Source organism: Streptomyces sp. NPDC048290 (assembly GCF_040652095.1).
Classification (GTDB): domain Bacteria; phylum Actinomycetota; class Actinomycetes; order Streptomycetales; family Streptomycetaceae; genus Streptomyces.
In genome coordinates this window covers 258,560-284,611 of the sequence record NZ_JBEZLM010000001.1, presented here as the reverse complement: position 1 = coordinate 284,611, position 26,052 = coordinate 258,560, and the positions used below count along the sequence as shown (strand labels likewise).

Here is a 26,052-nt window from a genome sequence, read left to right as displayed (position 1 = left end):
GGTCACAGCTTCTCCAGGTGCTCAGTGATGAGGGCGGCGCTCTGCTGTGCAGACAGAGCCTCGGCGAGCAGGTCAGTGTATGCGCGTACGGCAGCTCTGACGTGCTCGGGTTCCTCGATGATTCCCGCTGCTCGGTACGCCTCAACACACACTTTGATCACGTGATTTGGCAGCGTGAGAACGGAGATGGCGTTGTCGATGAGCAGATGGACCCGTGCGGTGAGCGGCAGGATGTGGACCTGTGTAGTGGGGTGCTTGCCGCGGTCCAGGAGAGCCTTCAATTGCTCTCGCATTGTTGCCGCGCTGGCGAAATGACGCATGAGGACTGATTCGCAGAGAACTACCCGCATGTCTGGGGGTGCAGCCGACCGCAGGACGTCTTGCCTGGCCAACCGCTTGGCGACATCGGCTTCGATCTGGTCTGCGCTCGCGCGGGGCGCCCCCTTCGAGAGGAGAGCGTGCGCGTAGGCCGCAGTCTGGAAGAGTCCAGGGACGATGGTTGGTGACCACTCCCAGATTGCCTCCGCCTGCCGCTCCCACGTCATTCGGCGCCGGTAGAGCTCAGGAAAGGTGGCGGCGATGCAATCCTCGTACAGGGACTTGAAAAGCCTGTTCGTGGCGAAGACCTGATCAAACAGGTCGGGCAACTCAGGTGGGATGGGGGAGTCTGACGACTCCAACCGGCTGATGGTTGACTTCGACGTGCGAACCAGCCGACCCAGCGCCGTCTGCGTCAACGGGCCCGGTCCGTACAGTTCTCTGTGGCTCCTCAGCTCTTCGCCGAATCGGCGTCGGGCCTCCGCAGCGTTCAACTCGTCGGACTCGTCCCGCGTGCCAACGCTCATGGTCACCAAAGCGTGCCGTCCCCTCCCCCTGGTCGGACGACCAGGCATGTGCCGGTGTGCCCAAAACTGAGGTCGGGCCGCGAACCCCTTTGAGGCTACTCACATTCAGTCCAAGGTGATGCACACACAGTGACCCATGGCTGAAATGGGAGCCCCCATGCCCAACCCCACTCCCGACCCCATCCCCACCCCCACGCCCACCCCATCCTCCGACCCAACCACCACCACCCAAGGCCACCTCCACCCCACCCCCACTCCCACCCCCCGCGCATCCACCCGCAACCCCTCCCAAGACGCCTACGAGACCCTGATGGAGCTGCTCACCGGCCTCGGCGTCACCCCCACCTACGCCCGCGTCGACTGGGCCACCCATCACCACACCGCCCCCGTCCTCCTCGGCCGCCTCACCCTCACGGACGTGCACCGGCTCAACCGTGCCCTCACCGCCGCGCTCGATCAGCGCAACCCGCCCAGCCTCCTCGCCGACCGCCCCCACCGCCCCCTCACCGGCGAGACCGTCCTCGACCTCGCCACCGACCGCGTCGGCGAGTTCATCGGCTGTCTCCTCCGTCCCCTGGAGCCCGGTGAACTCTGGACCGCCGACCCGGACGACATCCGCCGCCCCGACCGGGACCAGCTGATCAAGGCCCGTATGTTCCGGCGCGCCACAGCCATCGCCGCGCTCGTACCCGTCCCCGCCCGCGGGCTCCGGCGTGACTGACGAGAACCCCCGGACCAAGAGCCTCCGCTCGGACCCCGTCTTCTGGGGCGGGCTCCTCATGGGCCTCGTCTGGTCGTCCGTGTTCGCCTTCGTGATGTCCGTGGTGCTGACACACGGTCGGTGAGAACGAGCATCGTCCCCCAACTTCCTTCACAGAAACTCCACTTGGAGTAGCCTCCTGCTGACAGCCGGTCGCGTGCGGCATCGGGGGAGGCAGTCATGCCTGCGACGGAATCAGCGGAATCAAAGGGCGGCGGTCAGGAAGGTGACCCAGGGCTCGCCGCGGCCGTCGCCGACGCGGTCGCCCGGAGCAGACCCGTCGCCGAGGCGATGGCCGCCCGCGTGGAACAGCTCATCGCGGAGCTGGAACGCGGCTTCGTCCCGGACGCGCATGGCGACGAGGCGACCCTCCGGCTGCTGGAGGCCGAGCGCCGGCTGCGCGCCGAAGTCGCGGGCGGACTGGGGGAGTTGCTCCAGGAACGGCTCGGAAGCATCGACACCATCGACATCGCCCTGTTCGGCCGGACCACCGTCGGCAAGAGCAGCCTGATCGAGGCCGTCTCGTCCGGCGACGGACAGACCATCTCACCCGGCGAGAGCGACTTCACCACCGGCGTCCGGGCCCTCGGCTGGGCGGCCTGCCGCATGGTCGACACACCCGGCATCGGCGGATGGGACCGCGCCGGTCCCTCCGCCCGACTGGAGGAACGCGCCCGGAGGGCCGTCGTCGCCGCCGATGTCGTCCTGCTCTGCTTCGACAGCACCAATCAGCAGGAGGACGAGTTCCAGAAGGTCGCCGCCTGGATCGCCGAGTACCAGAAGCCGGTGATCGCGGTGCTCAACTGCCGCAACAAGGCGTGGCGCGACCCCGGCCGGGTGGCGAGCCGGCGCAAGCGCCGGGCGCTCCAGCGCACGGTCGCCGAGCACGCCGCGTCCATCCGTGGCGGGCTGGCGCGCATCGGACTGCCCGGCGTGCCCGTCGTCGCCCTGCACACACAGAAGGCGGTCGCCGCGCGCGCCACGGCGGACTACCGAGGGCCCTACCCGAAGACCGTCGCCGGTCTCCGCGAGCGCGTCGGCCCGGAGCGCCTGCTCACCTGCTCCAACCTCCCCGTGCTGGAGAACCTGCTCACCACCACCCTCACCACCGACGCCGTGGGCCTGCGGCTCGGGGCGCTCACCCGGCAGGTCCGGGCCACCCTGGAGGGAGTGGAGACCGACCTCCGCGACCTCCTGGAGACGCCTGCCAAAGAACTCGCCGAACAGCACGAGCGGGGTATCGAGGACTACCTCCGCATCCTGGGCGCCCCCCGCCGCACAGACCTCGCCGACAGCGCGGCGACCGCCGTCCAGGCCGTGGTCAACGGCGCCCCGAGCGCCGTGGACCCCGCCCGACTCGCCGCGGACGCCGAGTACGCCGCCCTGCTGGTCTCCCTCACCCGCCTGGAGACCCTGCGCGGCGGCGCCTTCGTGGCCCCCGTCCAGGGTGAGGCCCACCAGTACGCACGCCATCTGCTCGGCGCCGAGTTCGGCACGCTCAGGGACAGCGCCCAGGAGAAGGCGGACGGCGTGGTGGAGCGCGCCTTCGAGAGCCGTACGGCGGTGACGGCCGAGGCGTTCGAGGCGGCCGTACTGGACCGCCCCGCCATCGACCGGGCCGCGCAGAAGGCCCTCGACACCTTCCGGCGCCATGTCGCGGAGCGCATCGAGCTGACCCTCGGGGACGTCAAGGCCGACGCCAGTGCCGTGGCGGGCCGCAGCACCGCGATCGACGGCCACCGGGGACGCCGGCTGCGCACCTCCAGCTACGCCGCCGGATTCCTCGGCAACGGCGCCTCGATCGGGCTGGGCATCGCCGCCCTGGTCACCCTCGCCACCCCGGTCGGCTGGGTGCTGGCCATCGCGTCCGGTCTCACCGGCCTCGCCACCCGCCTCTTCTCCCGCTTCGGCCGCAAACGGGCCGCCCAGCAGGCGGAGGAGGCCCGGCGCGTGGGCCGTACGGAGGCCCGCCGGGTCGTCGGCGAGTTCTTCGACGCGCTGCGGGACTGGGCGGCGGCCGAGTGCCAACGCGAGATCCGGCGCGCCGCGCTGCTGGTGCTCCGCCCCGAGGTCGACGCCGCGCTGGTCCTGCGGGAGATCGAGGCCACCGCGATCCGCAGCCGCCAGGCCGTCCGCCGGGTACGCGCGGTCACCCCGGAGACCGGTGACCCGACCGGCGTCCTGGCCCGTGCCGTCCGGCGCTGCGAGACCAGGGCGGGCGTCCCCGGCAGCCGGCGCGCCGACGATCTGTGGCTGGGCGCCGACTGGGTCGACGACCCCGAAGGACTGACCGAGACCGACGAGCCGGACGAGACGGTCTCCGGGGCGAGCCGCCGCAGCCCCTCCTTCGGCCCCGGTCTGCTCACCCGGCTGCGCGGCGCGCTCCTGCGGCCCCGGCCCGAACCCCGGCCCGGATCGGGCCGCGCCTTCCTGGAACGTCTCCGCGACACGCTCGGCGCCGAGCCCGACGCCCGTACCCTGCTCGCCGAACTCGACGCCCTCGCCGCCGACCCCCGCCCGAGGATCGTCGTCACGGGCGACTACAACACCGGCAAGTCGTCCTTCGTCGCCCGGCTGCTCCTGGAGACCGGCCTGCCCGTGCCCGACCGGCTGCGGGTGGCGGGCGCCCCGGAGACGTCGTCGGCCCAGGAGTACGAGTGGGACGGCATGCTGCTGATCGACACCCCCGGATTCCAGAGCGGCCACGACACCCACGCCCAGGCGGCCCGCGCCGCGCTCGCCGACGCCGCCGTCGTCATCCATCTGTTCACCCCCTCCGGCTTCGCCCTCGGCGACCGCGCGGATCTGCGGCTGCTGCTGAACGGCGACCCGCCGCGCGGCTTCCCGGCCAAACTGGACCGCACCCTGTTCGTCATCAACCGCGTGGACGACCTCGCCCCCGACCCCTTCGACGCCCCCGACGAGTTCGGTCAGCTCGTCGCCGCCCAGGAGGACCGGCTCGCCAAGGCACTGGAACGGCTGCGCTCCCACTCGCCCGGGACCGGCACCCCGTCCCGGCTCCGGCAGGACCGGATCGTCTCCGTCGCCGCCGCCCCCTTCGAGACGGCCCCCGCCTCCGCCGCCGGGTTCGACCCGTACCGCTCCTGGGACGGCTTCCGCGACTTCGCCACCGCCCTCGCCCAGGTCCGGGACGAACTGCGCTCCAACGCCCGGGACGTGACGCTCCTCCACGGCGGCCTGGTACGGCTCGGCGTACTGCGTGCCGACGCCCGGCACCGCTCGGCCGAGGCGGAGCGCCAGGTCGCCCAGCTCTCCGCCCTGTCCGCCGATCTGACGGCGGGGGCGGAGCTGGGGCGGGTCCTGCTGCGCGACGAGACGGACGCGCTCGGACGGATCGCCGAGGGGTTCACCGCCACGCTCGCCCAGGACGCCCTGGGCCCCGTGGACAAGGACGAACGGGCCATCCGCGCCCGGCGCTGCCGGGACTGGTCCAAGGACCCCGAGTTCCAGCAGCTCCGGACGGAGTGGCACCGCCGGTTCACCCGCCGGGTGGACACCTGGCGGACCGACGTCGAGAGCGCCCTCCAGCGCCGGATGGACTCCCCGTCCTTCAAGCAGGCGTTCCCCGACCACCGGCCGGACATCGACATCGGCTTCCTGGTCGACCCCGCCGCGCAGGCCACGCTCAGGACCCTCCTGCACAGCGCCGAATCGGTCGTGGACCTCACGAAGGTCATCGACGCCGGGACGCTCCAGCACCTCGGCGACCTCAGCGACGCCGGTGACCTTCTGGACCCCGAGGCGATACCGGTCGAGACCATGGAACTCCTCGACGGGCTCGCCGGGCTCGACGCCGTCGGGGGCGTCGTGAAGGTGATCCACGCGGTCGTGGAGCTGAGCGCCCTGCTCGACGCGCTCGACAAGGAGGCGGAGGCGCAGAAACTGCGCGAGGGCGTGCTCACCGGGATGCGGGAGTCCGCCGTCGCCTGGACCGGGCAGATCCGCCAGGACGGTCTGCCGGCCCACCTCGCCGCACAGTGCCAGAGCCTCGACACGGCCGCCCTCGCCCTCGGCGAGACCCGGCTCGACCGGCTCGGGGACGTGGCCTCCGCGCAGCGGCTCATCAGCCTGTGCACCTCCGCGACGGCCGAGGCGGAACGGGCCCTGCGCCCCGGCACCCCCGAGCCACCGCCGGATTCGCGGGCGCAACCGACCGCAGCCGCCCAGGGACAGCGGGCGCCACAGTGACGGCGGCCCGGGTCATCGACCCACGGAAGCCCACGGGCACCCACGGGCACCCATGGACACGCATGGAACCCAAGGACACCCGTGGACACTCACGGAAACCCACGGACACCCACGGACACGAGAAGGAAGAGGCACGGCATGAGCGGGCCCACCCCGGACGCCTGGACGGCGAGCGTCCGCGCACTGCTCGAACCCGTCGTCGAACGGTCCTGGCTGTCCGCCGCCGAGGCCCACGGCGACCTGCTCGCCACGCTGGAACACGTGACGGTCGCCCTCTATGGCCCGTACGACGCGGGCAAGTCGACCCTCCTGAAGCGTCTGCTGGTCGAGGACGGCACGGCGGTCCCCGGCTGGCTCACGGTCAGCGGACGCCGGGAGACCTCGACGGCCCGCGCGATCGAATCGGGCGGCCTCACCTATGTCGACACCCCCGGCATCGGCGCGTCCGACGGCGGCGACGAGGACGAGGCCCGCGCCGCCCTGGACCGTTGCGACGCCCTCTTGCTGGTGCTGCCCTCGCACCTGGTCGTCACCCGCCCGGAACAGGTGCTCTCGGTGGTGACCGGCACCTACTTCGACCCGGTCACCCCGCTGCCGCTGCCCCCCGGAGCCCTGCTCAGCGTCATCGCCCAGGCCGACACCATCGGACCGGCCCCCGACGACGCCCCGGACGAGTTCACCGAGGCCGTCGCCCGCAAACGCGCCGAACTGGCCGTCCTGTTCAAAGCGGCCCCGGACACCGACGTCCATGCCGTCGTCGCGGACCTCGACGGCATGGTGGGCGCCCGTCCGGCTCCGCTGCCCGAGGACTACGCGGGCCTGGGCGACCTGGACGGCATCACCCGGCTGCGGCAAGCGCTGGGCGCCCTGCGCGAGCGCCGGGCGGAGCTGCGGGCCGCCACCGTCGTCCGGTTCTGGAGCGTGACGGCGGCCCGTGCCCTGCCCGAGGTGCGCGCGGAGGGGGAGCGCGCCAAGACGCTGTCCGAGGAGTCCGCACGGCAGGCCGGGCACCTGGCCTCGCTGGAGTCCGAACTGGACACCGCCGTGGCGGCGGCGACGACCGCGCTGCGCTCCACCGTGCGCCAGCAACTGGGGTGGCTGGCCGAGTCGGCGCCCGGCGCGGCGGCCGACGCGCTGCGGACCACGGCGACGGAGAAGCTCACCGTCGCCCTGGACAGCGGGCAGTCGGACCTGCGCCACCAGGTCGCGCTGATCCTGGCGAGGGCCGGCGCCCAGGCCGACACCGCGCGGACCCGTCCGGCCGCCCAGCTCCTCGCCAACCACCTCGACGCCATGACCGGCCTCGCCACGACCTCCGTGCCCCGCCCTGACGCCCGGCTCGACCCGCTGGGCATCCTGGGCGGCATGCACCTCTTCGGGACGCTAGGCGACGCGGTCCGGGGCGGCACCCGCCCCAGCTTCGACCGCCACCACGGCGCCGCCGCCCCCTCGGCCCGCGCCGAGATCACCCGCTACACCGAGGCCCGCACCGCCACCGAAGCGGTCCCCGCGACCCCGGCACAGACCGTCTTCGGCGCCCCGGCCACGGACCCGTACGGCCCAGACCAACTCCCGGGGACGGACCCGTACATGGGGCAGCAGGACCCCCAGCCGGACTCCCAGTCCGACCCCCAGCCGGACATGGCCACCGCGCCGGACATGGCCACCGCAAACCCCGCAAACACCGGAGACCCCGCGAACCCCCCGACCGGAACCGAACAGACCGCCTCCGACGGACCGGCCCCCGACGCGTCCGCCCCCAACGCCCCCGCCCCCGACTCCCCGGACACCGGCGGCTTCGCGCACGACCTGATCGACACCGGACTGGAGGGCGCCCTCGCCCTCGGACTCACCTACCTCTCCGAGGTACGGGCCCGCAAGAGCCGGGAGCAGCGGGCCAGGCTCAGCGCCGACCTCGGCAAGGTGACCGACGCCGTCGTCCGCTCGGTGAGCGCGGAGTGGGCGAAGTCCACCGTGGACCCCGCCCGGTCCGCGCTGCGCGCGCTCAGTCCCCCGGAGAGTCTGCGCGCCGCCCAGCGGGCCCGGCACGACGAACTCACCTCCGCCGCTGCGCAGTTGGACGCCCTGCTGCGGGAGCCGCCCGCGTGAGCGCCGAACCGCCCCTCGCGTTCCTGTCGCACGCCAGCGAGGTGAAGGAGACATTCGTCAAACCGCTCGCCGGGGAGCTGGCGCGGCACGGCGTGCGGTCCTGGCTGGACGCCTGGGAGATCCCCCCGGGCGACAGCCTGCCCCGGCGGATCTTCCCGGAGGGCATGGACCGGTCCGACGCGATCGTGCTGATCGTGTCCCCGGGTTCGGTGGACAAGCCCTGGGTCCGCGAGGAACTGGACGCCGCGGTCTTCCTGCGGGTCGAGAAGAAGCGCCGCATGGTCACGGTGTGCCTGGACGGCACCGAACCCCCGCTGGCCCTCGCCTTCCGGCACTGGATCGGCGCCGACAACACGGCCGAGGGCGCGGCACGGGCCGCCCGCCGGGTGGCCGACCTGATCCACGGCGTCGAACCGCCGATCCCCGTCGTGCCCCGGCCCTCGGTCCCGGGCCTGAGCCCGGCGGACGGCGCTCTGCTGACCGGGCTGCTGCGCACGGCCGTACGCCTGGACCGCCTGGGCCCACTGCCCTGGCCACCACTCACACACCACCCGGAGCCCCCCGAGTCCCCCGAGCCCGACCCACTGGACATGCCCCAACTCCTCGCCTCCGTCCCCGTCCTGGAGGCACTGGACGCCGTGACCGTCGACCGCCGTCGCGGCCGGGTGCACCGGATCTCCCTCACCCCGACCGGCTACCTGGCCGCGCTCCCCGCCGTCGTCCCCGACCACCGGGACGCGCATCACCGGATCGTGCGCGCCCTGGTCGAGGCACCTCCCAGGGGCACGGCACGGGCCGTGGAGGAACTCGCCGAGACCGCGGGCACCGAGCGGCTGGTCGTCCGCAGACAGCTGGCCGAGCTGGCGGACCGGCGGCTCGTGGAACTCCTCGAATCCCCGGGCGGGCGGACCCGGATCGTCACGGTGAGCCCGGCACTGCGCCGGATGCTCGGCGCCTGACGCGACCAGGTCCCAACCACCTTGACACACAGCGGAGTTGACCCAGAAGGTGACGCTCCGGTGGGCCGCGCAAGGCCCGCCCGGAACCGGAAAGAGAGCGGGAGCGGACGATGTCCGGAGCACAGGCGCGCACAGGGCGGGGCGGCCGACCGCTCCGCATCGCACTGGCGCTGATCGGCGGCGCCCTGGCCGGGGCGGGCGTCTACGCGCTCGTCCAGGTCGGGGGAGTGCTGGTGTTCGCCGTCGTCGGGGCGGCCGTCGCCGTCCTCGCGGTGCTGGGCGCGCAGACCTACCGGCGCTCGGCCCGGCTGACCGAGGTCAAGGTCACGGTGCCGCAGCTCAGCGAACTCACCTTCGTGGTGGACGACGACGCCCAGCGGGTCGCCTGGCAGCTGTTCGTCGAGTCCGTCACCCGGGTGTCCGTCCAGCGCCTGGCGGACGACGACGGCCGGATCAGGGAGGCCATGAACTCGCTGTACGGCCTCTTCGGCACCGTCCGCGACACCCTGAAGGGAGGCCGCCCCTCGACCGTCGTGGGCACCGGCATGACCGTCGAGTACCTGGCGATCACCTTCCTCAACCAGGAGCTGCGCCCCTTCCTCTCCAAGTGGCATCCGCGCCTGCGCTCGTTCGAGGAGACCCAGCCGGACGCCCCCGAGAGCGACTGGGCGGCGGCCGACGCGTGCCGCTCCGAACTGCGCGCCCTCCACGGGCGCACCCGGCAGTACGTCATCGGCTTCGCGCGGCTGGCGGGCGTCCAGGACGCCGAACGGATGGCCGACACCCCCAGCCCCCCGCCCTGAGCCACGGCCCCCCGACGCTTCCCTGAGCCACGGCCCCCACGCCGCCTCGCCCACCCCCCACCCGTACCGTACGGTCCCCCCATGGAGAACCGAGGCCCCTGGCGGCGCCACGCGACCCGGCAGCTGATCACCACCCCCCACTTCACGGCACAACGCGACGAGGTCACCCGCCCCGACGGGGCACGGGGCCGCTACGACTGGGTCGCGGCGCCCGACCAGATCCGGGTCGCCGCCCTGGTCGGGGACGGCATCCTCGTCGTGGAGCAACACCACTACCTGGCCGGTCAGTTGTGGCAGTTGCCCGGCGGATCGGTCGACCCCGAGGACGCCGGTCCGCGCGCCGCGGCGGAGCGGGAACTCGCCGAGGAGACCGGCTACCGCGGCGGCGAGTGGCACGACCACGGCCACCTCTACCCGCTCCCGGGACTGACCGCCTGCCGGGTGCACCTGTGGCGGACCACCGGGCCCCTGCCGGGCCCCGCGTCCCCCGAGGCCGTGGAGGCGGACCTGCGCGTGCGTCACGTACCCCTCGCCGAGGCGGTCCGCGCGGTACGGGACGGGCGCCTGCGGTGCGCGCCCAGCGCGGCGCTGGTGCTCGCGGTGAGCGCTCCGCAGGTCTGAGCGCCCCCGGCGCCGGACATGCCAAGACCGGCGGACCGGTTCACAGCGGCCACACATGTCGAAGAGGTCTCAACTCGGAAAAGACCACCGGGGAACCGTGCTTCGATCTTGCTCAGCCGCCGGGAAGTGGACTATACCTGTCGGCCACCGGGTGGTGTCCGCCTGGGGAACGCGGCATGTCACGCACTGTTTCGGTGCGTCTCGTACGACCCTCGAACCACGAGAAGCACGCACGAGCACGACCCCGAGCACGACCACGCGCAAGCCCTGCAAGCCCCTCACGACCCGGAAGTTCCCGCACCACCGTTCCGCAGCCGCACCACCCCTTTCGCACCTGCCTGCACAACCCAGCTAGACCCGATCGCGGTGCCCGGCGAGTCTCCGGTTCACCGCCTGAGTCCTGGAGAAGGCGAGGACTTGAGCATGGAACCCCTTTCCGCCGAGAACGAGCGTGGCAGCGGCGTCGGCCGCCGTGATCTGATCAAGCGGTCGGCCGCACTCGGCCTGATCACCGTCCCCACGATGGGCTTTCTGTCCGCCTGTGCCAGCGGCGGCGGCGACAGCCAGGAGAAGGCCGAGTCCGGTGAGAAGACCGACAAGAACCCGCTGGGCGTCAACAACTCCGCCCAGATGGAGTTCGTCCTGTTCGACGGCGGCTTCGGCAAGGAGTACGCCGAGGACGCCGTGAAGATCTACGAGGGCGCCTTCCCCGATGCCACGGTCAAGTTCTCGGCGACCCAGAAGATCCAGTCCACCCTCCAGCCCCGCTTCAACCAGGGCAGCCCGCCGGACCTGATCGACAACTCCGGCGCCGAGCAGATGGACATGGGCGTCCTGGTCGGCAAGAAGCAGCTCGCCGACCTCACCCCGCTGCTGGACGCGCCCTCGTACGACGACCCGAACAAGAAGGTCCGCGACACCCTGCGCCCCGGGATCGTGGAGATGGGCCAGTTCGACGGCGACCCGGTGTGGATCCTGTACTACGCCTACACCGTGTACGGCGTCTGGTACTCGCAGAAGACGCTGGACTCCCTGGAGGTCGAGTACCCGAAGACCTGGGACGAGATGCTCGCCGTGTGCGCCGCGGCGAAGAAGAAGGGCATCGCGGGCTGGACGTACGCGGGCAAGTACCCGTACTACCTGCCGTTCTCGCTGTACCCGATGATCGGCAAGGTCGGCGGCCGTGAGGTGCTGGACGCCATCGACAACCTGGAGCCGAACGCCTGGAAGCACCCGGCGGTGAAGACCTGCTTCGAGGCCTACTACGAGCTTCAGGCGAAGGGGTACGTCCTCAAGGGCACCCCCGGGCTCGACCACATCCAGTCGCAGACCGCGTGGGCCGAGGGCAAGGCGCTGTTCATCCCGAACGGGTCCTGGGTGGAGAACGAGTCCGCCAATGTGATCCCCGCCGACTTCAACCTCGCCGTCTCCGCGCCCACCGGCATCGACAGCTCCGACAAGATGCCCTTCGGCACGATCTGGGCGTCCGGCGGTGAGCCCTTCATCGTCCCGGCCCAGGCGAAGAACACCGCCGGCGGCATGGAGCAGCTGCGCATCATGCTGAGCGAGGCGTCGTCCAAGAACTTCACCGGCAAGGTGAAGTCGCTGACCGCCTACGACGGCGGCACCGACGGCATCACCCTCACCCCGGGCCTCCAGTCCGGTGTGGCGGCGCTGGAGCTGGCCGGGGACAACGTGGTGAACCCGCGCCTCCAGGACTGGTACGTCCAGCTCCAGAAGGAGCAGATCGGTGTCGGCGGGCTCGGCGAGATGATGGCCGGACGACTCACCCCGGCCGAGGCGATCACCAAGATCCAGGGGTACGCCGACGCCGCGGCCAAGGACGACTCCATCAAGCACTACAAGCACCAGTAGGGCGGTAGTGGTCAGGTGAGTATCCGTCACCAGCGGCGGCACCCGCGCACAGAACGGGGTCGGTAGCGATGCAGCACGGCAAGTACCGGTTCATCGTGGGGTTCCTCGCGGTCCCCCTCGGGCTGTACGCCCTCTTCGTGGTCTGGCCGTTCATCCAGTCCATCTACTACTCGTTCACGGACTGGACCGGACTGAGTCCCGACTTCAAGATGGTCGGCTTTGACAACTACGAGAGAATGCTCGACGACGACGTCTTCTGGAAGTCGTTGCAGCACAGCCTGCTGTTCGCGCTGCTGGTGCCGCTGGTGACGATCGGCCTGGCACTGTTCTTCGCCTTCATGATCAATGTCGGCGGACGCAAGCGGAAGGGCGGCCCCGCGATCACCGGCGTCCGGGGCTCGTCCTTCTACAAGATCGTCTACTTCTTCCCGCAGGTGCTGTCCATCGCGATCGTGGCCCTGCTGTTCGCCTTCGCGTACAACCCGGACAGCGGCGCCATCAACTCCGTACTGCGCGGCATCGGGCTCGACGGCATCCAGCCGCTGTGGCTCGGCGACCCGAACCTCGCGCTGTGGGCCGTGATGGCGGTCCTCGTCTGGTCCACGGTCGGCTTCTTCGTGGTCCTCTTCTCCGCGGGCATGGCGTCCATCCCCGCCGAGATGTACGAGGCGGCGCTGCTGGACGGCGCCGGGCGGGCCACCACCTTCTTCAAGGTGACCCTGCCGCTGCTCTGGGACACCGTGCAGTCCGGCTGGGTCTACATGGGCATCCTCGCCCTGGGCGCCGAGTCCTTCGCCGTCGTGCAGATCATGACGGTCGGCCCCGGCGGACCCGACTACTCGACCACCGTGATGGTCCTGTACGTCTACCAGAAGGCGTTCCGGGACGGACAGGCCGCCTACGCCACCACCATCGGCGTCGCCCTGCTCGTCGTCACCCTGGCCTTCGCCGCCGTCGTGATGCGGCTGGGTCGGCGCGAGCGGCTGGAGTACTGAAGAGATGAAGACGACCGAGACCCCCGCCGCCGAGCCCACCGAGTCCGGCGGCGTGGCCCTCGCCAAGACCTCCGGCCCGGCCGGGCCGCCGCGCAAGAAGGGGAAGAAGGAGGGCGCCGTCCTCAATGTCTTCTCCCACGGCGTCCTGGTCATCTGGGCGATCATGGTCGTGATGCCGCTGCTGTGGGCGGTGATGACCTCCTTCAAGGACGACCGCTCGATCTTCTCCTCGCCCTGGTCGCTCCCGGACCGGCTGAACTTCGGCAACTGGTCCCGGGCCTGGAGCGAGGCCCATATGAGCGACTACTTCCTCAACACCGTGCTGGTGGTGGGCGGTTCGCTGATCGGGACCCTGCTGCTGGGCTCCATGGCCGCCTATGTCCTGGCCCGCTTCGAGTTCCCCGGCAACCGGTTCATCTACTTCCTGTTCGTCGGCGGCATGAGCTTCCCGATCATGCTGGCGCTGGTCCCGCTGTTCTACGTGGTGAACAACATGGGGCTGCTGAACACCATCCACGGGCTGATCCTGGTGTACATCGCCTACTCGCTGCCCTTCACGGTGTTCTTCCTGACCGCGTTCTTCCGCACCCTGCCGACCTCGATCGCGGAAGCCGCCTTCGTGGACGGCGCCTCGCACTCGCGGACGTTCTTCCAGATCATGCTGCCCATGGCCCGGCCCGGCCTGGTCAGCGTCGGTATCTTCAACTTCTTGGGCCAGTGGAACCAGTACATGCTGCCCACGGTCCTCAACACGGACCCCGACAAACGCGTCCTCACCCAGGGCCTGGTGCAGCTCGCCGTCAGCCAGGGCTACAAGGGCGACTGGTCCGGACTCTTCGCCGGACTGGTGATGGCGATGCTGCCGGTGCTGGCCGCGTACATCATCTTCCAGCGCCAGGTCGTCCAGGGCCTGACGGCGGGCGCCCTGAAGTGACCTCCCCGGCGCGCCCCCGGGTGACCTCCCGGTACGCCATGAAGTGACCCTCCGGAACCGACCACTGACACGCCGCTCCCCGCGCAGGGCAGCGGCGTGTCAGGCATGTGCGGGACCGGGGATCTAGTTCAACCTCTTGACGGGAGGTGACCCGAACGGCTCAGCTTAGAGTTCACTAGTTGGACATAGACGGGGCCCCATCGCTGTGGTCCCGTGCGCGGGAGGTCGTCGTGGAGACTCCGGGGTCGCAGTCGTCGCTGCACCGAGCCAACCTGGAGCGGGTCGTACGCGCCGTACGCCTGGCCGGGTCGCTCACGCAGGCGGAGATCGCGCGTACGACGGGTCTGTCCGCCGCGACCGTCTCCAACATCGTGCGGGAACTGAAGGACGGCGGGACCGTCCAGGTCACCCCCACCTCGGCCGGTGGCCGCCGGGCCCGGAGCGTGTCGCTGCGCGGTGACGCCGGGATCGTGATCGGCGTCGACTTCGGGCACACCCACCTGAGGGTCGCCGTCGGCAACCTGGCCCACCAGGTGCTCGCCGAGGAGGCCGAGCCGCTCGATGTGGACGCCTCCGCGGCGCAGGGCTTCGACGCGGCGGAAGCGCTGGTCAACCGGCTGATCGCGGCCACTGGAGTGGACCGTGCGACGATCGCCGGGATCGGTCTTGGCGTCCCCGGACCGATCGACGTGGAGTCCGGCACGCTGGGCTCCACCGCCATCCTGCCCGGCTGGACCGGCACCCGGCCCGCCGAGGAGATGCGCGGCCGGCTCGGCGTCCCGGTGCATGTGGACAACGACGCCAATCTGGGCGCCCTCGGCGAGCTGGTCTGGGGCGCCGGCAAGGGCGTCAGGGACCTGGCGTACATCAAGGTCAGCAGCGGGGTCGGGGCCGGTCTGGTGATCGACGGCACGATCTACCGGGGCCCCGGCGGCACGGCCGGGGAGATCGGGCACATCACCCTCGACGAGTCCGGCCCGGTCTGCCGCTGCGGCAACCGGGGCTGCCTGGAGACCTTCACCGCCGCCCGGCACGTCCTGCCGCTGCTGCACTCCAGCCACGGCACCGACCTGACCATGGAGAGCGTGGTCCGGCTCGCCCGGGACGGCGACCCGGGGTGCCGCCGGGTGATCGCCGACGTCGGACGGCACATCGGCAGCGGCGTCGCGAATCTCTGCAATCTGCTCAACCCCAGCCGGGTCGTCCTCGGCGGTGACCTCGCCGAGGCCGGTGAGCTGGTCCTCGGCCCCATCCGGGAGTCCGTCGGCCGCTACGCGATCCCCAGCGCCGCCCGCCAACTCACCTTGCTGCCCGGGGCACTTGGCGGCCGGGCCGAGGTGCTCGGCGCGCTCGCCCTCGCGCTCAGCGAGATGGGGGATTCGACTCTTTTGGACGGCACGCTGCCGAGCGCGACACCTGCCTTCACTTAGAGAACGTATGGCACCGTTGCCATCTCGTTAAGGATTTACTTCTTGACGTCGCACGTGTGGCCGAGTTGACTTCCAGCCACCTCGGCCGCAACGACGCGGCCTCGTCAGGGAGGTTTCTGAAGTGAACACGCGTATGCGTCGTGCCGCCGTAGCCGTCGCAGCAGGTGCGATGGCCGTCTCGCTCGCCGCCTGTGGCAGCGCCGAGGAAGCGGACGGCGGAAGCAGCGACTCCAGCAGCTCCGCCGCCGCGAAGGGCGACGACATCAAGGTCGGTCTCCTGCTCCCGGAGAACAAGACCGCCCGCTACGAGAAGTTCGACCGCCCGCTGATCGAGAAGAAGATCAAGGAGCTGACGAACAACAAGGCGGAGATCCAGTACAACAACGCCCGCCAGGACGCCAACCTCCAGGCCCAGCAGGTCGACACCATGATCACCAACAAGGTGGACGTGCTGATCCTGGACGCCGTGGACGCCAAGGCGATCAAGAACTCCGTGCAGAAGGCCGTCGACGCGGGCATCAAGGTCGTCGCCTACGACCGCCTCGCCGAGGGCCCGATCAGCGCCTACACCTCCTTCGACAACGTCGAGGTCGGCAAGACCCAGGGCGAGGCCCTGCTGGCGCAGCTCGGCGACAAGGCCGGCAGCGGCCAGATCGTCATGATGAACGGCTCCGTCACCGACCCGAACGCCGCCATGTTCAAGGAGGGCGCCCACTCCGTCCTCGACGGCAAGGTGAAGATCGGCAAGGAGTACGACACCAAGGAGTGGTCGCCGGACAACGCCAACGCCAACATGGAGGCGGCGATCTCGGCGATCGGCAAGGACAAGATCGTCGGTGTCTACTCCGCCAACGACGGCATGGCCGGCGGCATCATCACCGCCCTGAAGGCCGCCGGGATCACCGTCCCGGTCACCGGCCAGGACGCCGAGCTGGCCGCCGTGCAGCGGATCGTCGCCGGTGAGCAGTTCATGAGCGTCTACAAGCCGTACGCCCCCGAGGCCGACGCCGCCGCCGAGATGGCCGTGGCGCTCGCCAAGGGCGAGGACCTCGCCGCCATCGCCAAGGACAAGGTCTCCAGCGACAGCGCCACCGACGTCCCGTCCGTCCTGGTCCCGGTCACCTCGCTGACCAAGGACAACATCAACGACACCGTCCTCAAGGACGGCGTCTACACCGTCGCCGAGATCTGCACGGCCAAGTACAAGGCCGCCTGCGACGCGGCGGGCATCAGCGGCTGACCGCCGTAGCGCACGACGGACCCCGCGCGGGCCGGGCACATCCGCCCGGCCCGCACCGGGCCGCCGTCACAGGACTCCTCCGGCGCCCCGCTGCCAGCCCCGCAAAGCCAGTGCGGGGCGCCGGACGGAACCCTCCCCCCTACCCCAGTCTTCGGACAAACCTTCCGCCGGGTCAGGCGGCGAAGGAGATGGTTCACGTGTCCGCTACGCCCGTGCTGGCGTTGCGCGGGGTCTCCAAGCGATTCGGTGCCGTCCAGGCGCTCACCGACGTAGAGCTTGAGGTCCACGCCGGTGAGGTGGTCGCCCTGGTCGGCGACAACGGCGCCGGAAAATCCACCCTGGTCAAGACGATCGCGGGCGTGCACCCCATCGACGAGGGTGCCATCGAATGGGACGGCACCGCCGTCTCCATCAACCGGCCGCACGACGCCCAGTCCCTGGGCATCGCGACCGTCTACCAGGATCTCGCCCTGTGCGACAACATCGATGTCGTCGGCAACCTCTTCCTCGGCCGTGAGCTGAAGAAGTTCGGCATCCTGGACGAGGTCGAGATGGAGCGCCGCGCCCGCGAGCTGCTCCAGACGCTGTCGATCCGCATCCCCAGCGTCCGTATCCCGATCGCCTCGCTCTCCGGCGGTCAGCGCCAGACCGTGGCCATCGCCCGCTCCATGCTCGGCGCGCCCCAGCTGGTCATCCTCGACGAGCCCACCGCCGCGCTCGGCGTCGAGCAGACCGCCCAGGTGCTCGACCTGGTCGAACGGCTCCGGGAACGCGGCCTCGCCGTGATCCTGATCAGCCACAACATGGCCGACGTCAAGGCCGTCGCCGACAAGGTGGCGGTGCTGCGCCTGGGCCGCAACAACGGCGTCTTCGAGGTCAAGACGACCTCGCAGGAGGAGATCATCTCCGCCATCACCGGCGCCACCGACAATGCCGTGACCCGCCGTGCGGCGCGCACGACCGGGGAGGTATCCCAGTGACCAGCCTCGACAAGACGCCCGAACCGGCGCCCACGGTGGTCGAGAACCCGGAGGCCGCCGCCGCGGCGGTGACCGCCGTCGACCCCCGGCTGCTGGTGCGCGAGCAGGGCCTCGCCGGATACCTCGGCGAGTTCAAGCGGAAGATCCGCGCCGGTGAGCTGGGCTCCATCCCGGTCGTCATCGGCCTGATCGTCATCTGTGTCGTCTTCCAGTCCATGAACTCGGCGTTCCTGTCCGCGCAGAACATCAGTGACATCACCGTCACCATGGTCGGCACGGGCATGATCTCCGTCGGCATCGTCTTCGTGCTGCTGCTCGGCGAGATCGACCTCTCCGTCGGCTCGGTCTCGGGCGCCGCCAGCGCCATCGCGGCCGTCCTCGCCGTCAACCAGGGCTGGCCCGAGTGGGCGGCCGTGCTGTTCGCCATCGGCGCGGGCGCGCTGATCGGCGCGGCGCACGGCTTCTTCTTCGCGGTGCTGGGCGCGCCCGCCTTCGCGGTCACCCTGGCCGGGCTGCTGTTCTGGCTCGGTTTCATGCTCCAGACGCTCGGCGAGAACGGCACGATCAACCTCGACAGCGACGGGCTGATCGGCAACCTGACCACGTACTTCTTCACCGATGTGGCCGCCGCGTACGGGCTGGCCGCCGTGGTCACCGGGGTGTTCTTCGTGACGTCGTTCCTCGGGAACCGGCGCCGGGAGGCCGCGGGTGTGCCGTCCCGGCCGATGAGCGACACCCTGCTGCGGACCGGGCTGCTCGCGGTGATCTCGTTCGCCGCGGCGTTCATGTACAACCAGTACAAGGGGCTGCCGCTGGCCACCGTGATCTTCCTGGTGTTCCTGGTCGCCACGGACTTCGTGCTGCGGCGCACCTCGTACGGGCGCAAGGTGTTCGCGCTCGGCGGCAGCGTCGAGGCGTCCCGCCGGGCCGGTATCAATGTCACCGCCGTACGGATCTCGGTGTTCGCGATCTCCGGTGGGTTCGCGGCGATCGGTGGGCTGTTCCTGGCGTCGAAGATCGCGTCGGCGAACCAGAGCGCCGGTGCGGGTGATCTGTTGATGAATGCCATCGCCGCCGCGGTCATCGGTGGGACGTCGCTGTTCGGGGGGCGGGGGCGGACGTGGAACGCGTTGCTGGGTGTGCTGGTGATTGTGTCCATTCAGTACGGGTTGCAGCTTGAGTCCATTGCCGAGCCGGTGAAGTACATGATCACCGCGGGCGTGCTGCTGACTACGGTTGTCATTGACTCGGTTACTCGGCGTACGCAGAAGACGGCGGGTCGAGCGTGATCAGGTAGGGGAGCGACTGCGGGTAGTGGTCGCTTCTCGCGCAGTTCCCCGCGCCCCTGAGGGCGTGCAGTGCCCCGCGCCCTGAGGGCGTGCAGGCCCCGGTATCGAACATGGTGCCGGGGTTTCTGTATGTCATACGGAAGGCTGCTTATGGGTAGAGCCGATCGCGTGATGTATGACGCACTCTCCGGGCGTCGGCGCTCGGGGCGGAAGATTAGACTCGACGAGCCCGGCAACAGCTCGAACAGCTCTACTGCAAGGAGGCACGGGTGCCGCTGCTGACCCGCATCAGGGGACCGCGCGATCTGGACCGGCTCAGCCCGGAGGAGCTGGACCAGCTGGCGGGGGAGATCCGGAACTTCCTGGTCGACGCCGTGTCCAAGACCGGCGGCCACCTCGGACCCAACCTCGGCGTGGTCGAGCTGACCATCGCGCTGCACCGGGTGTTCGACTCGCCGAAGGACCGGGTGCTCTGGGACACCGGCCATCAGGCGTACGTCCACAAGCTGATCACCGGACGACAGGACTTCGGCGCGCTGCGCAGCAAGGGCGGGCTCTCCGGCTACCCCTCCCGCGCCGAGTCCGAGCACGACGTCATCGAGAACAGCCATGCCTCCACCGTGCTGGGCTGGGCGGACGGGCTGGCCAAGGCCAACCAGCTGCTGAAGAAGGACGACCATGTCGTCGCCGTGATCGGCGACGGGGCGCTGACCGGCGGTATGGCCTGGGAGGCGCTCAACAACATCGCCGACGGCGACCGCCCGCTGGTGATCGTCGTCAACGACAACGAGCGCTCCTACGCGCCCACCATCGGCGGCCTCGCCAACCATCTCGCGACCCTCAGGACCACCGACGGGTACGAGCGGTTCCTCGCCCGGGGCAAGGACCTGCTGGAGCGCACCCCGGTCGTCGGCCGGCCGCTGTACGACACACTGCACGGCGCCAAGAAGGGGCTGAAGGACTTCATCGCCCCGCAGGGCATGTTCGAGGATCTCGGCCTCAAGTACGTCGGCCCGATCGACGGCCATGACATGGAGGCGCTGGAGTCCGCGCTGAACCGGGCCAAACGGTTCGGCGGCCCCGTCATCGTGCACTGTCTCACCGAGAAGGGCCGCGGCTACGAGCCCGCCGAGCAGGACGAGGCGGACCGTTTCCACGGCATCGGCCCCATCCACCCCGACACCGGACTGCCCATCAAGGCGTCCGCCGCGAGCTGGACGTCCGTCTTCGGCGACGAGATGGTCCGGCTCGGCCGGGAGCGCGCCGACCTGGTGGCCATCACCGCCGCGATGCTCCAGCCGGTCGGCCTGAAGAAGTTCGCCGAGGAGTTCCCCGACCGGATCTACGACGTCGGCATCGCCGAGCAGCACGCCGCGGTCTCCGCCGCCGGACTCGCCACCGGCGGCGTCCACCCGGTCTTCGCGGTGTACGCCACCTTCCTCAACCGCGCCTTCGACCAGGTGCTCATGGATGTCGCCCTGCACAAGTGCGGAGTGACGTTCGTGCTGGACCGCGCGGGCGTCACCGGGGACGACGGCGCCTCGCACAACGGCATGTGGGACATGTCGATGCTCCAGGTGGTGCCGGGCCTGCGGATCGCCGCCCCGCGCGACGCCGAGCAGCTACGGGCGCAGCTGCGCGAAGCGGTCGCCGTGGAGGACGCGCCGACCGTGCTGCGCTACTCCAAGGGCGTCGTCGGCCCCGCCGTACCCGCCGTGGGCCGCGTCGGCGGTATGGACGTGCTGCGCGAGCCCGGCACCGACACACCGGACGTGCTGCTGGTCTCCGTCGGCGCGCTCGCCCCGATGTGCCTGGACATCGCCAAGCTGCTGGACCAGCAGGGCATCTCCACCACCGTCGTCGACCCGCGCTGGGTCAAGCCGGTGGACGAGGCGCTCGCCCCGCTCGCCGAACGGCACCGCGTGGTCGTCACCGTCGAGGACAACTCCCGGGTCGGCGGCGTCGGCTCCGCTGTCGCCCAGGCGCTGCGGGACGCGGGCGTGGACGTACCGCTGCGTGACTTCGGCATCCCGCCGCGGTTCCTTGACCATGCCTCGCGCGCCGAGGTGATGGCCGAGATCGGGCTGACCGCGCCGGACATCGCCCGGCAGGTCACCGGACTGGTCGCCAAGCTGGACGGCAAGTTCGGACAGCAGGCGGCCAACGAGGTCGAGGCCACCCGCGACTGAGCCGCACCGGTGTCCAGGCGGCTCGCCGCCGGGGCACCCGAACGGGCCGGTTCCCTCCCCGACACGGGTGGTGGAACCGGCCCGTTCGCGTGATCCCGCTCGTGCCGGGGCATACGCAGGGCACCCCCTCTCGATCATGTCGGGGACGGCAAGCGTGGGAGGTACGCCCGTGAGCAGCACCCTCTTCCGGACGAAGAAGGTCGAGCAGTCCATCCGCGACACCGAGGAGCCCGAGCACGCCCTCAAGAAATCCCTGTCGGCGCTCGATCTGACGGTCTTCGGCGTCGGTGTGATCATCGGCACCGGCATCTTCGTCCTCACCGGGACGGTCGCCAAGAACAACGCCGGACCCGCCGTGGCCCTCGCCTTCGTGGTGGCCGGTGTGGTCTGCGCGCTCGCGGCGCTGTGCTACGCCGAGTTCGCCTCCACGGTCCCGGTCGCCGGGTCCGCGTACACCTTCTCCTACGCCTCGCTCGGGGAGCTGCCCGCCTGGATCATCGGCTGGGACCTGGTGCTGGAGTTCGCGCTCGGTACGGCGGTGGTGGCGGTCGGCTGGTCCGGCTATGTCGCCGAACTGCTGTCGAACGCGGGCTGGGTGCTGCCCGCCTCGCTGGGCAGCCGGGACGGGGCGACCGGCTTCGGCTTCGACATCCTCGCCGCCGCGCTGGTGCTGATCCTCACCTTCATCCTGGTCCTCGGCATGAAGCTGTCCGCGCGGATCACCTCCGTCGTGGTCGCCATCAAGGTGGCGGTGGTGCTGATCGTGATCATCGCCGGGTCCTTCTTCATCACCGGCAGCAACTACGACCCGTTCATCCCGAAGTCGCAGCCGGTTCCGGCGGGCGCCGACCTCCAGGCGCCGCTGATCCAGCTGATGGTGGGCTGGGCGCCGTCGAACTTCGGGGTGATGGGCATCTTCACCGCCGCGTCCGTGGTGTTCTTCGCCTTCATCGGCTTCGACGTCGTCGCCACCGCCGCCGAGGAGACCCGCAATCCGCAGCGGGACATGCCCCGGGGCATCCTCGGCTCGCTGTTCATCTGCACGGCCCTGTATGTCGCCGTGTCGATCGTGGTCACCGGGATGCAGCACTACAGCGAACTGTCCGTCACCGCCCCCCTCGCGGACGCCTTCAAGGCCACCGGGCACCCCTGGTACGCGGGGCTGATCAGCTTCGGCGCCGCCGTCGGACTCACCACGGTCTGCATGATCCTGCTGCTGGGCCAGACCCGGGTGTTCTTCGCGATGAGCCGCGACGGACTGCTGCCCCGCTTCTTCTCCTATGTCCACCCCCGCTTCAAGACCCCCTACCGGCCGACCATCCTGCTCGGTGTGATCATCGCGATCGTTGCCGGGTTCACCCCGCTCAGCGAACTCGCCGAACTGGTCAACATCGGCACGCTGTTCGCGTTCGTGGTGGTCGCCATCGGCGTGATCGTGCTCCGCCGGACCCGCCCCGACCTGCCCCGCTCCTTCCGCACCCCCTGGGTGCCCGCGCTGCCGATCGTCTCGGTCGCCGCCTCGCTCTGGCTGATGCTGAACCTGCCCGCCGAGACCTGGGTCCGGTTCGCCGGCTGGATGATCCTCGGCGTCCTCGTCTACTTCTTCTACAGCCGCAGCCACAGCCGCCTGGCCCAGGAGGAGCCGGAGCCCGCCACCCCACCCGCAGGTGACGGTCAGTAACGTTCCCCGATCCCTACCGGCCCCGTATGTCCCGCTTAGGCAGGACGTACGGGGCCGGATAGCGTACGGAGCGTGCGTGCCGCCTCCGAGATCCGCCCGACCCCGTCCACCACCGAGCCGACCGCGCGGACGGGCTACTGGACCCGGCTGCTGCCGCTGCTCGCCGCACTGGCCTGCGTCACCCGCCTCCCGTCCTTCCTGCACCCCCTGTGGAGCCCCGACGAGGGCTACCTCGCCGTCCAGGCCCGCATACTCGCCCACGGCGGCACGCTCTACGACACCGTCGTCGACCGCAAACCGCCCCTGGTGCCGCTGCTGTACCAGGGCGCCTTCGCGGTCACCGGCTCGGACACCCTCACCGGCGTCCGGGTCCTCGCCGTCGTCGCGCAACTCCTCACCGCCGTACTGCTGGTCTCGCTCGCCCGCCGTCGCTGGGGCGACCGTGCCGGGCGCACCGCCGGGGTGCTGTATCTGCTGATCTCCATCGGTGTGAACCCCGAGGACGCCCAGGCCGCCGGGTTCGAGGTGTTCATGCTGCCCTGCACCGCCGCCGCCCTGTGGTGCGCCGACCGCCGCCGCTGGACCCTCGCCGGGCTCGCCGTCGCCGCCGCCTTCCTGGTCAAACAGACCGGGGGAGCGGTGCTCCTGCCGGTGCTGTGGCTCTGGCTGCGCACCACCCGCGCCGACCGCCGCGCCCTGCTCGCCCTGACCGCCGGGGCCGTACCCCCCGTCCTCGCCGCCGCCCTGCTCACCGACCCGGCGGGCTTCCTCTTCTGGACGGTCACCGGCTCCGGCGCCTACGCCTCCTTCACCGGCTCCGAACTGCACGTCCTGGCCCGCGCGCTGGGCAACGCCGCCCTGCTCGCCGTAGCCTGCGCCGGACTCCTCGCGCCCCTCGCCCGCACCCCCGGCCGACCCCGCGACCTAGGACTGTGGCTGGCCGCCTCCGCCGCCGCCGTCTGCGCCGGATTCCACTTCTTCGGCCACTACTACCTCCAACTCCTGCCCCCGCTCGCCCTGCTGGCCACGGCCGCCCTCCAGCACACCCCGCGCGACCACCGCAGGCGCGCCCTGCTCCTCACCGCCTGCTCCTGCGCCCTCTTCCTCACCTGGGGCCTGCTCGCCCCCCGCCCCGAACTCGCCCACGCCCAGCGGCTAGCCGACGCCACCGCCCGCCGCACCACCCCCGGCGACACCGTCCTCGTCTGGGGGATGCACCCGGAGACGTACTGGCTCGCCCACCGCACCCCCGCCAGCCGCTACCTCACCGCCGGGCTCCTCACCAACTACAGCGGCGGCCGGGACGGCCCCCAGGTCGGCGAGGCGTACGCGGTCCCCGGCACCCTGCCCGTCTTCCGCGCCGAACTCGCCGCCCACGCGCCCGCCCTGATCGTCGACGACTCCCGGGGCAAGCCCTACGCCCCGCACCGCGTCCGGACCCTGCGCCGCGTCCTCACCGCCCGCTACCAGGAGGTCGAACGCGTCGACGGCGCGATCCTCTACGCCCGCGCGCCCTGACCCCGGCGCACCTCACCGCCGTACCTCACCGCCGTACCGAGCGCGGCCCGGTCACCTCCGCGCCCAGTTCCGTCACCCGGCGCCGCAGCTCCCGGTCGGCCGTCACCACCAGCGTCGGCCGCCCCGCCGCCGCGGCCACCAGCTCCACCATGTGGTCGTCCCCGCCGCCCGGCGCGTCCACCACCCGCACCCCGGCCACCGACGCCACGCCCCGCGCGGCGCCCTCGACCACCATCACGATCTCCACCGGCCCCTCCCGGCCCGGCACCCCGTCCGCCGCCAGCCGGTCCCGCAGCCGCTCCGCCGCCCCCCGGCGGTCCCGCCACCAGCCGTCGGGCACCGACCCGACCACGTTCGCCGCGTCCACGATCACCAGCAGGCCGTCACTCATGAGGTCAGGGTCGCACGGACCCGCGCGGGGTTCGCCCCGCGGCCGGATTAAAGTGGGGTCGTGTCAATGGTCCGTACAGTGAACGGCGACTGGCTCATACGCGGCCGAGACGGCCGGCTCAGCGTCTACCTCTCCACCGACGAGGCGGTGCTGTGCCGCGCCGAGAGCGTCCCCGGCGGCCCCTGGGGCGCCCCGCGCCGGGTGGGCGGCGAACAGCGCCTGCACGGAGGTTTCGCGCTGGCCAGAGGAGCCGACGGCTACACCCATCTCGCCGCCTGGCGGCCCACCCGCGCCGAGGAACACGGCCTGGTCCACTCCACCCACTTCCGCCCGCTCCTCGCCCCCCTGGACTGGCTCCCCGTCGGCCATCCCAACCGCACGGGCGCCCGCACCGGAGCCCCGGCGCTGGCCGTCGACGAGGCCGGGCGCGCCTACCTCTTCGTCCGCAACCGCGGACTCGGCGTGCAGACCGTCAACCAGAAGTCGCGCGGCGGCTGGAACGCGTGGCACGACCTGCGCGGGTCCAAGGTGCACGAGGAACTCGTCGCCGTCACCGCCGAGTCGGGCCTCGTCGCCGTGTACGCCACCAACCCGGACGGTGTGCTGCGCTGGCACCAGGAGGAGCCCGGCGCCCGTCCGCTGCCCGGCGATCCGCTGCGCACCGCCGTGGAACCGGGCACGCTCAGCGCCCTGCCCACGTCCAAGGACCACACGACCCTGTACTTCGCCGACCCCGCGGGCACGCTGTACGCCTGGCGCCCCGGCGAGGACCCGATCCCGCTCCTCCCGGCGGCGGGGCCCGGTCCGGTCACGACCCTGCGCTGCGACCTCGACGGCCACGACTGCACGGTCCTCGCGCAGCGGTCCGCCTCGGGGCGTATCGCCTTCGCCGCGTACCCGACGGAGCGGGAGTCGGCGGGCCTGTGGTGGACGGAGTCCGGCCCCCAACTCCCTGCGGGCAGCGGGGTGTCGCTGACCGTGGACGAGGAGGGCCGGGTGGTGGCGGCGACGCTCACCCCGGAGGGGGTCCTCCGCGTCTCCCGCCAGAAGGCGGAACCGGGCCTGGCGCTGGCCGCGTGGCAGGAGATCCCGTGACCATGCGACGAGCGATGCGCTGTCGGGCGCGGCCCGGCGGTTCCGATCCACGCAGTTCCCCGCGCCCCTGAGATGCACTTCGGGTGCGGACCGTGGGTGGTTCTCGCGCAGTTCCCCGCGCCCCTGAGG

General features: G+C 71.2%; 20 protein-coding genes. 18 read left to right on the top strand and 2 right to left on the bottom strand.

The annotated features are described in order from the left end of the window. Window positions 1–2: 2 nt before the first annotated feature. A complete protein-coding gene (locus AB0D49_RS01045; RefSeq protein WP_362748619.1) occupies window positions 3–845 on the bottom strand; it encodes a helix-turn-helix transcriptional regulator in 843 nt (280 codons plus the stop codon). Between the two features lie 157 nt (window positions 846–1,002). Here AB0D49_RS01045 and AB0D49_RS01040 point away from each other — a divergent pair, with 157 nt between their 5' ends. From AB0D49_RS01040 to AB0D49_RS00960, 17 genes are all read left to right on the top strand, one after another. Next, complete coding sequence (locus AB0D49_RS01040; protein WP_362748617.1) at window positions 1,003–1,566, top strand: hypothetical protein; 564 nt, start codon at window positions 1,003–1,005, stop codon at window positions 1,564–1,566. Beyond that, window positions 1,559–1,690: a hypothetical protein gene (locus AB0D49_RS01035; protein ID WP_362748614.1), complete on the top strand. Its 132-nt coding sequence runs from the start codon at window positions 1,559–1,561 to the stop codon at window positions 1,688–1,690. Before AB0D49_RS01040 ends, AB0D49_RS01035 begins: the two co-directional genes overlap by 8 nt. 95 nt (window positions 1,691–1,785) lie before the next feature. Continuing rightward, window positions 1,786–5,814, top strand: a complete 4,029-nt coding sequence (locus tag AB0D49_RS01030; RefSeq protein ID WP_362748611.1) for a GTPase — start codon at window positions 1,786–1,788, stop codon at window positions 5,812–5,814. Window positions 5,815–5,952: 138 nt separating this feature from the next. Next, window positions 5,953–7,923 carry a GTPase gene (locus AB0D49_RS01025; RefSeq protein ID WP_362748608.1) on the top strand — a complete coding sequence of 657 codons (1,971 nt, stop codon included), beginning with the start codon at window positions 5,953–5,955 and terminating at the stop codon, window positions 7,921–7,923. After that, window positions 7,920–8,882 carry a toll/interleukin-1 receptor domain-containing protein gene (locus AB0D49_RS01020; protein ID WP_362748605.1) on the top strand — a complete coding sequence of 321 codons (963 nt, stop codon included), beginning with the start codon at window positions 7,920–7,922 and terminating at the stop codon, window positions 8,880–8,882. The genes AB0D49_RS01025 and AB0D49_RS01020 overlap by 4 nt, the downstream gene beginning before the upstream one ends. A gap of 110 nt (window positions 8,883–8,992) precedes the next feature. Then, the gene (locus AB0D49_RS01015; RefSeq protein WP_362748602.1) at window positions 8,993–9,685 is read left to right on the top strand and encodes a hypothetical protein; all 693 of its coding nucleotides are present in this window, start codon (window positions 8,993–8,995) and stop codon (window positions 9,683–9,685) included. A gap of 81 nt (window positions 9,686–9,766) precedes the next feature. Then, complete coding sequence (locus AB0D49_RS01010) at window positions 9,767–10,306, top strand: NUDIX domain-containing protein (protein ID WP_362748599.1); 540 nt, start codon at window positions 9,767–9,769, stop codon at window positions 10,304–10,306. Window positions 10,307–10,729: 423 nt separating this feature from the next. Continuing rightward, window positions 10,730–12,181, top strand: a complete 1,452-nt coding sequence (gene ngcE / locus AB0D49_RS01005; protein WP_362748596.1) for an N-acetylglucosamine/diacetylchitobiose ABC transporter substrate-binding protein — start codon at window positions 10,730–10,732, stop codon at window positions 12,179–12,181. Window positions 12,182–12,249: 68 nt separating this feature from the next. Further along, window positions 12,250–13,176, top strand: a complete 927-nt coding sequence (locus tag AB0D49_RS01000) for a sugar ABC transporter permease (protein WP_362748593.1) — start codon at window positions 12,250–12,252, stop codon at window positions 13,174–13,176. A gap of 4 nt (window positions 13,177–13,180) precedes the next feature. Beyond that, on the top strand, window positions 13,181–14,110 hold the full coding sequence (locus AB0D49_RS00995) for a carbohydrate ABC transporter permease (protein WP_362748590.1): 930 nt from the start codon (window positions 13,181–13,183) through the stop codon (window positions 14,108–14,110). Between the two features lie 230 nt (window positions 14,111–14,340). Beyond that, window positions 14,341–15,540, top strand: a complete 1,200-nt coding sequence (locus AB0D49_RS00990) for an ROK family transcriptional regulator (protein WP_362749301.1) — start codon at window positions 14,341–14,343, stop codon at window positions 15,538–15,540. 133 nt (window positions 15,541–15,673) lie between these two features. Continuing rightward, entirely contained in the window at window positions 15,674–16,780 is a 1,107-nt protein-coding gene (locus AB0D49_RS00985; protein ID WP_362749298.1) for a substrate-binding domain-containing protein, read from the top strand. 188 nt (window positions 16,781–16,968) lie between these two features. Further along, on the top strand, window positions 16,969–17,760 hold the full coding sequence (locus tag AB0D49_RS00980) for an ATP-binding cassette domain-containing protein (protein WP_362748587.1): 792 nt from the start codon (window positions 16,969–16,971) through the stop codon (window positions 17,758–17,760). Beyond that, complete coding sequence (locus tag AB0D49_RS00975; protein WP_362748585.1) at window positions 17,757–19,049, top strand: sugar ABC transporter permease; 1,293 nt, start codon at window positions 17,757–17,759, stop codon at window positions 19,047–19,049. The genes AB0D49_RS00980 and AB0D49_RS00975 overlap by 4 nt, the downstream gene beginning before the upstream one ends. 269 nt (window positions 19,050–19,318) lie before the next feature. Continuing rightward, the gene (gene dxs, locus AB0D49_RS00970) at window positions 19,319–21,238 is read left to right on the top strand and encodes a 1-deoxy-D-xylulose-5-phosphate synthase (protein WP_362748582.1); all 1,920 of its coding nucleotides are present in this window, start codon (window positions 19,319–19,321) and stop codon (window positions 21,236–21,238) included. A gap of 169 nt (window positions 21,239–21,407) precedes the next feature. Continuing rightward, window positions 21,408–22,919 (top strand): amino acid permease, encoded by a 1,512-nt coding sequence (locus AB0D49_RS00965; RefSeq protein WP_362748579.1) that lies wholly within the window; start codon window positions 21,408–21,410, stop codon window positions 22,917–22,919. A gap of 72 nt (window positions 22,920–22,991) precedes the next feature. Then, window positions 22,992–24,437 carry a glycosyltransferase family 39 protein gene (locus AB0D49_RS00960; RefSeq protein WP_362748576.1) on the top strand — a complete coding sequence of 482 codons (1,446 nt, stop codon included), beginning with the start codon at window positions 22,992–22,994 and terminating at the stop codon, window positions 24,435–24,437. Between the two features lie 25 nt (window positions 24,438–24,462). On the opposite strand, the gene AB0D49_RS00955 is transcribed toward AB0D49_RS00960, so the two are convergent. After that, window positions 24,463–24,828: an NTP pyrophosphohydrolase gene (locus tag AB0D49_RS00955; protein ID WP_362748573.1), complete on the bottom strand. Its 366-nt coding sequence runs from the start codon at window positions 24,826–24,828 to the stop codon at window positions 24,463–24,465. 66 nt (window positions 24,829–24,894) lie between these two features. Here AB0D49_RS00955 and AB0D49_RS00950 point away from each other — a divergent pair, with 66 nt between their 5' ends. After that, window positions 24,895–25,923 (top strand): hypothetical protein, encoded by a 1,029-nt coding sequence (locus AB0D49_RS00950; RefSeq protein ID WP_362749296.1) that lies wholly within the window; start codon window positions 24,895–24,897, stop codon window positions 25,921–25,923. Window positions 25,924–26,052: the final 129 nt, after the last annotated feature.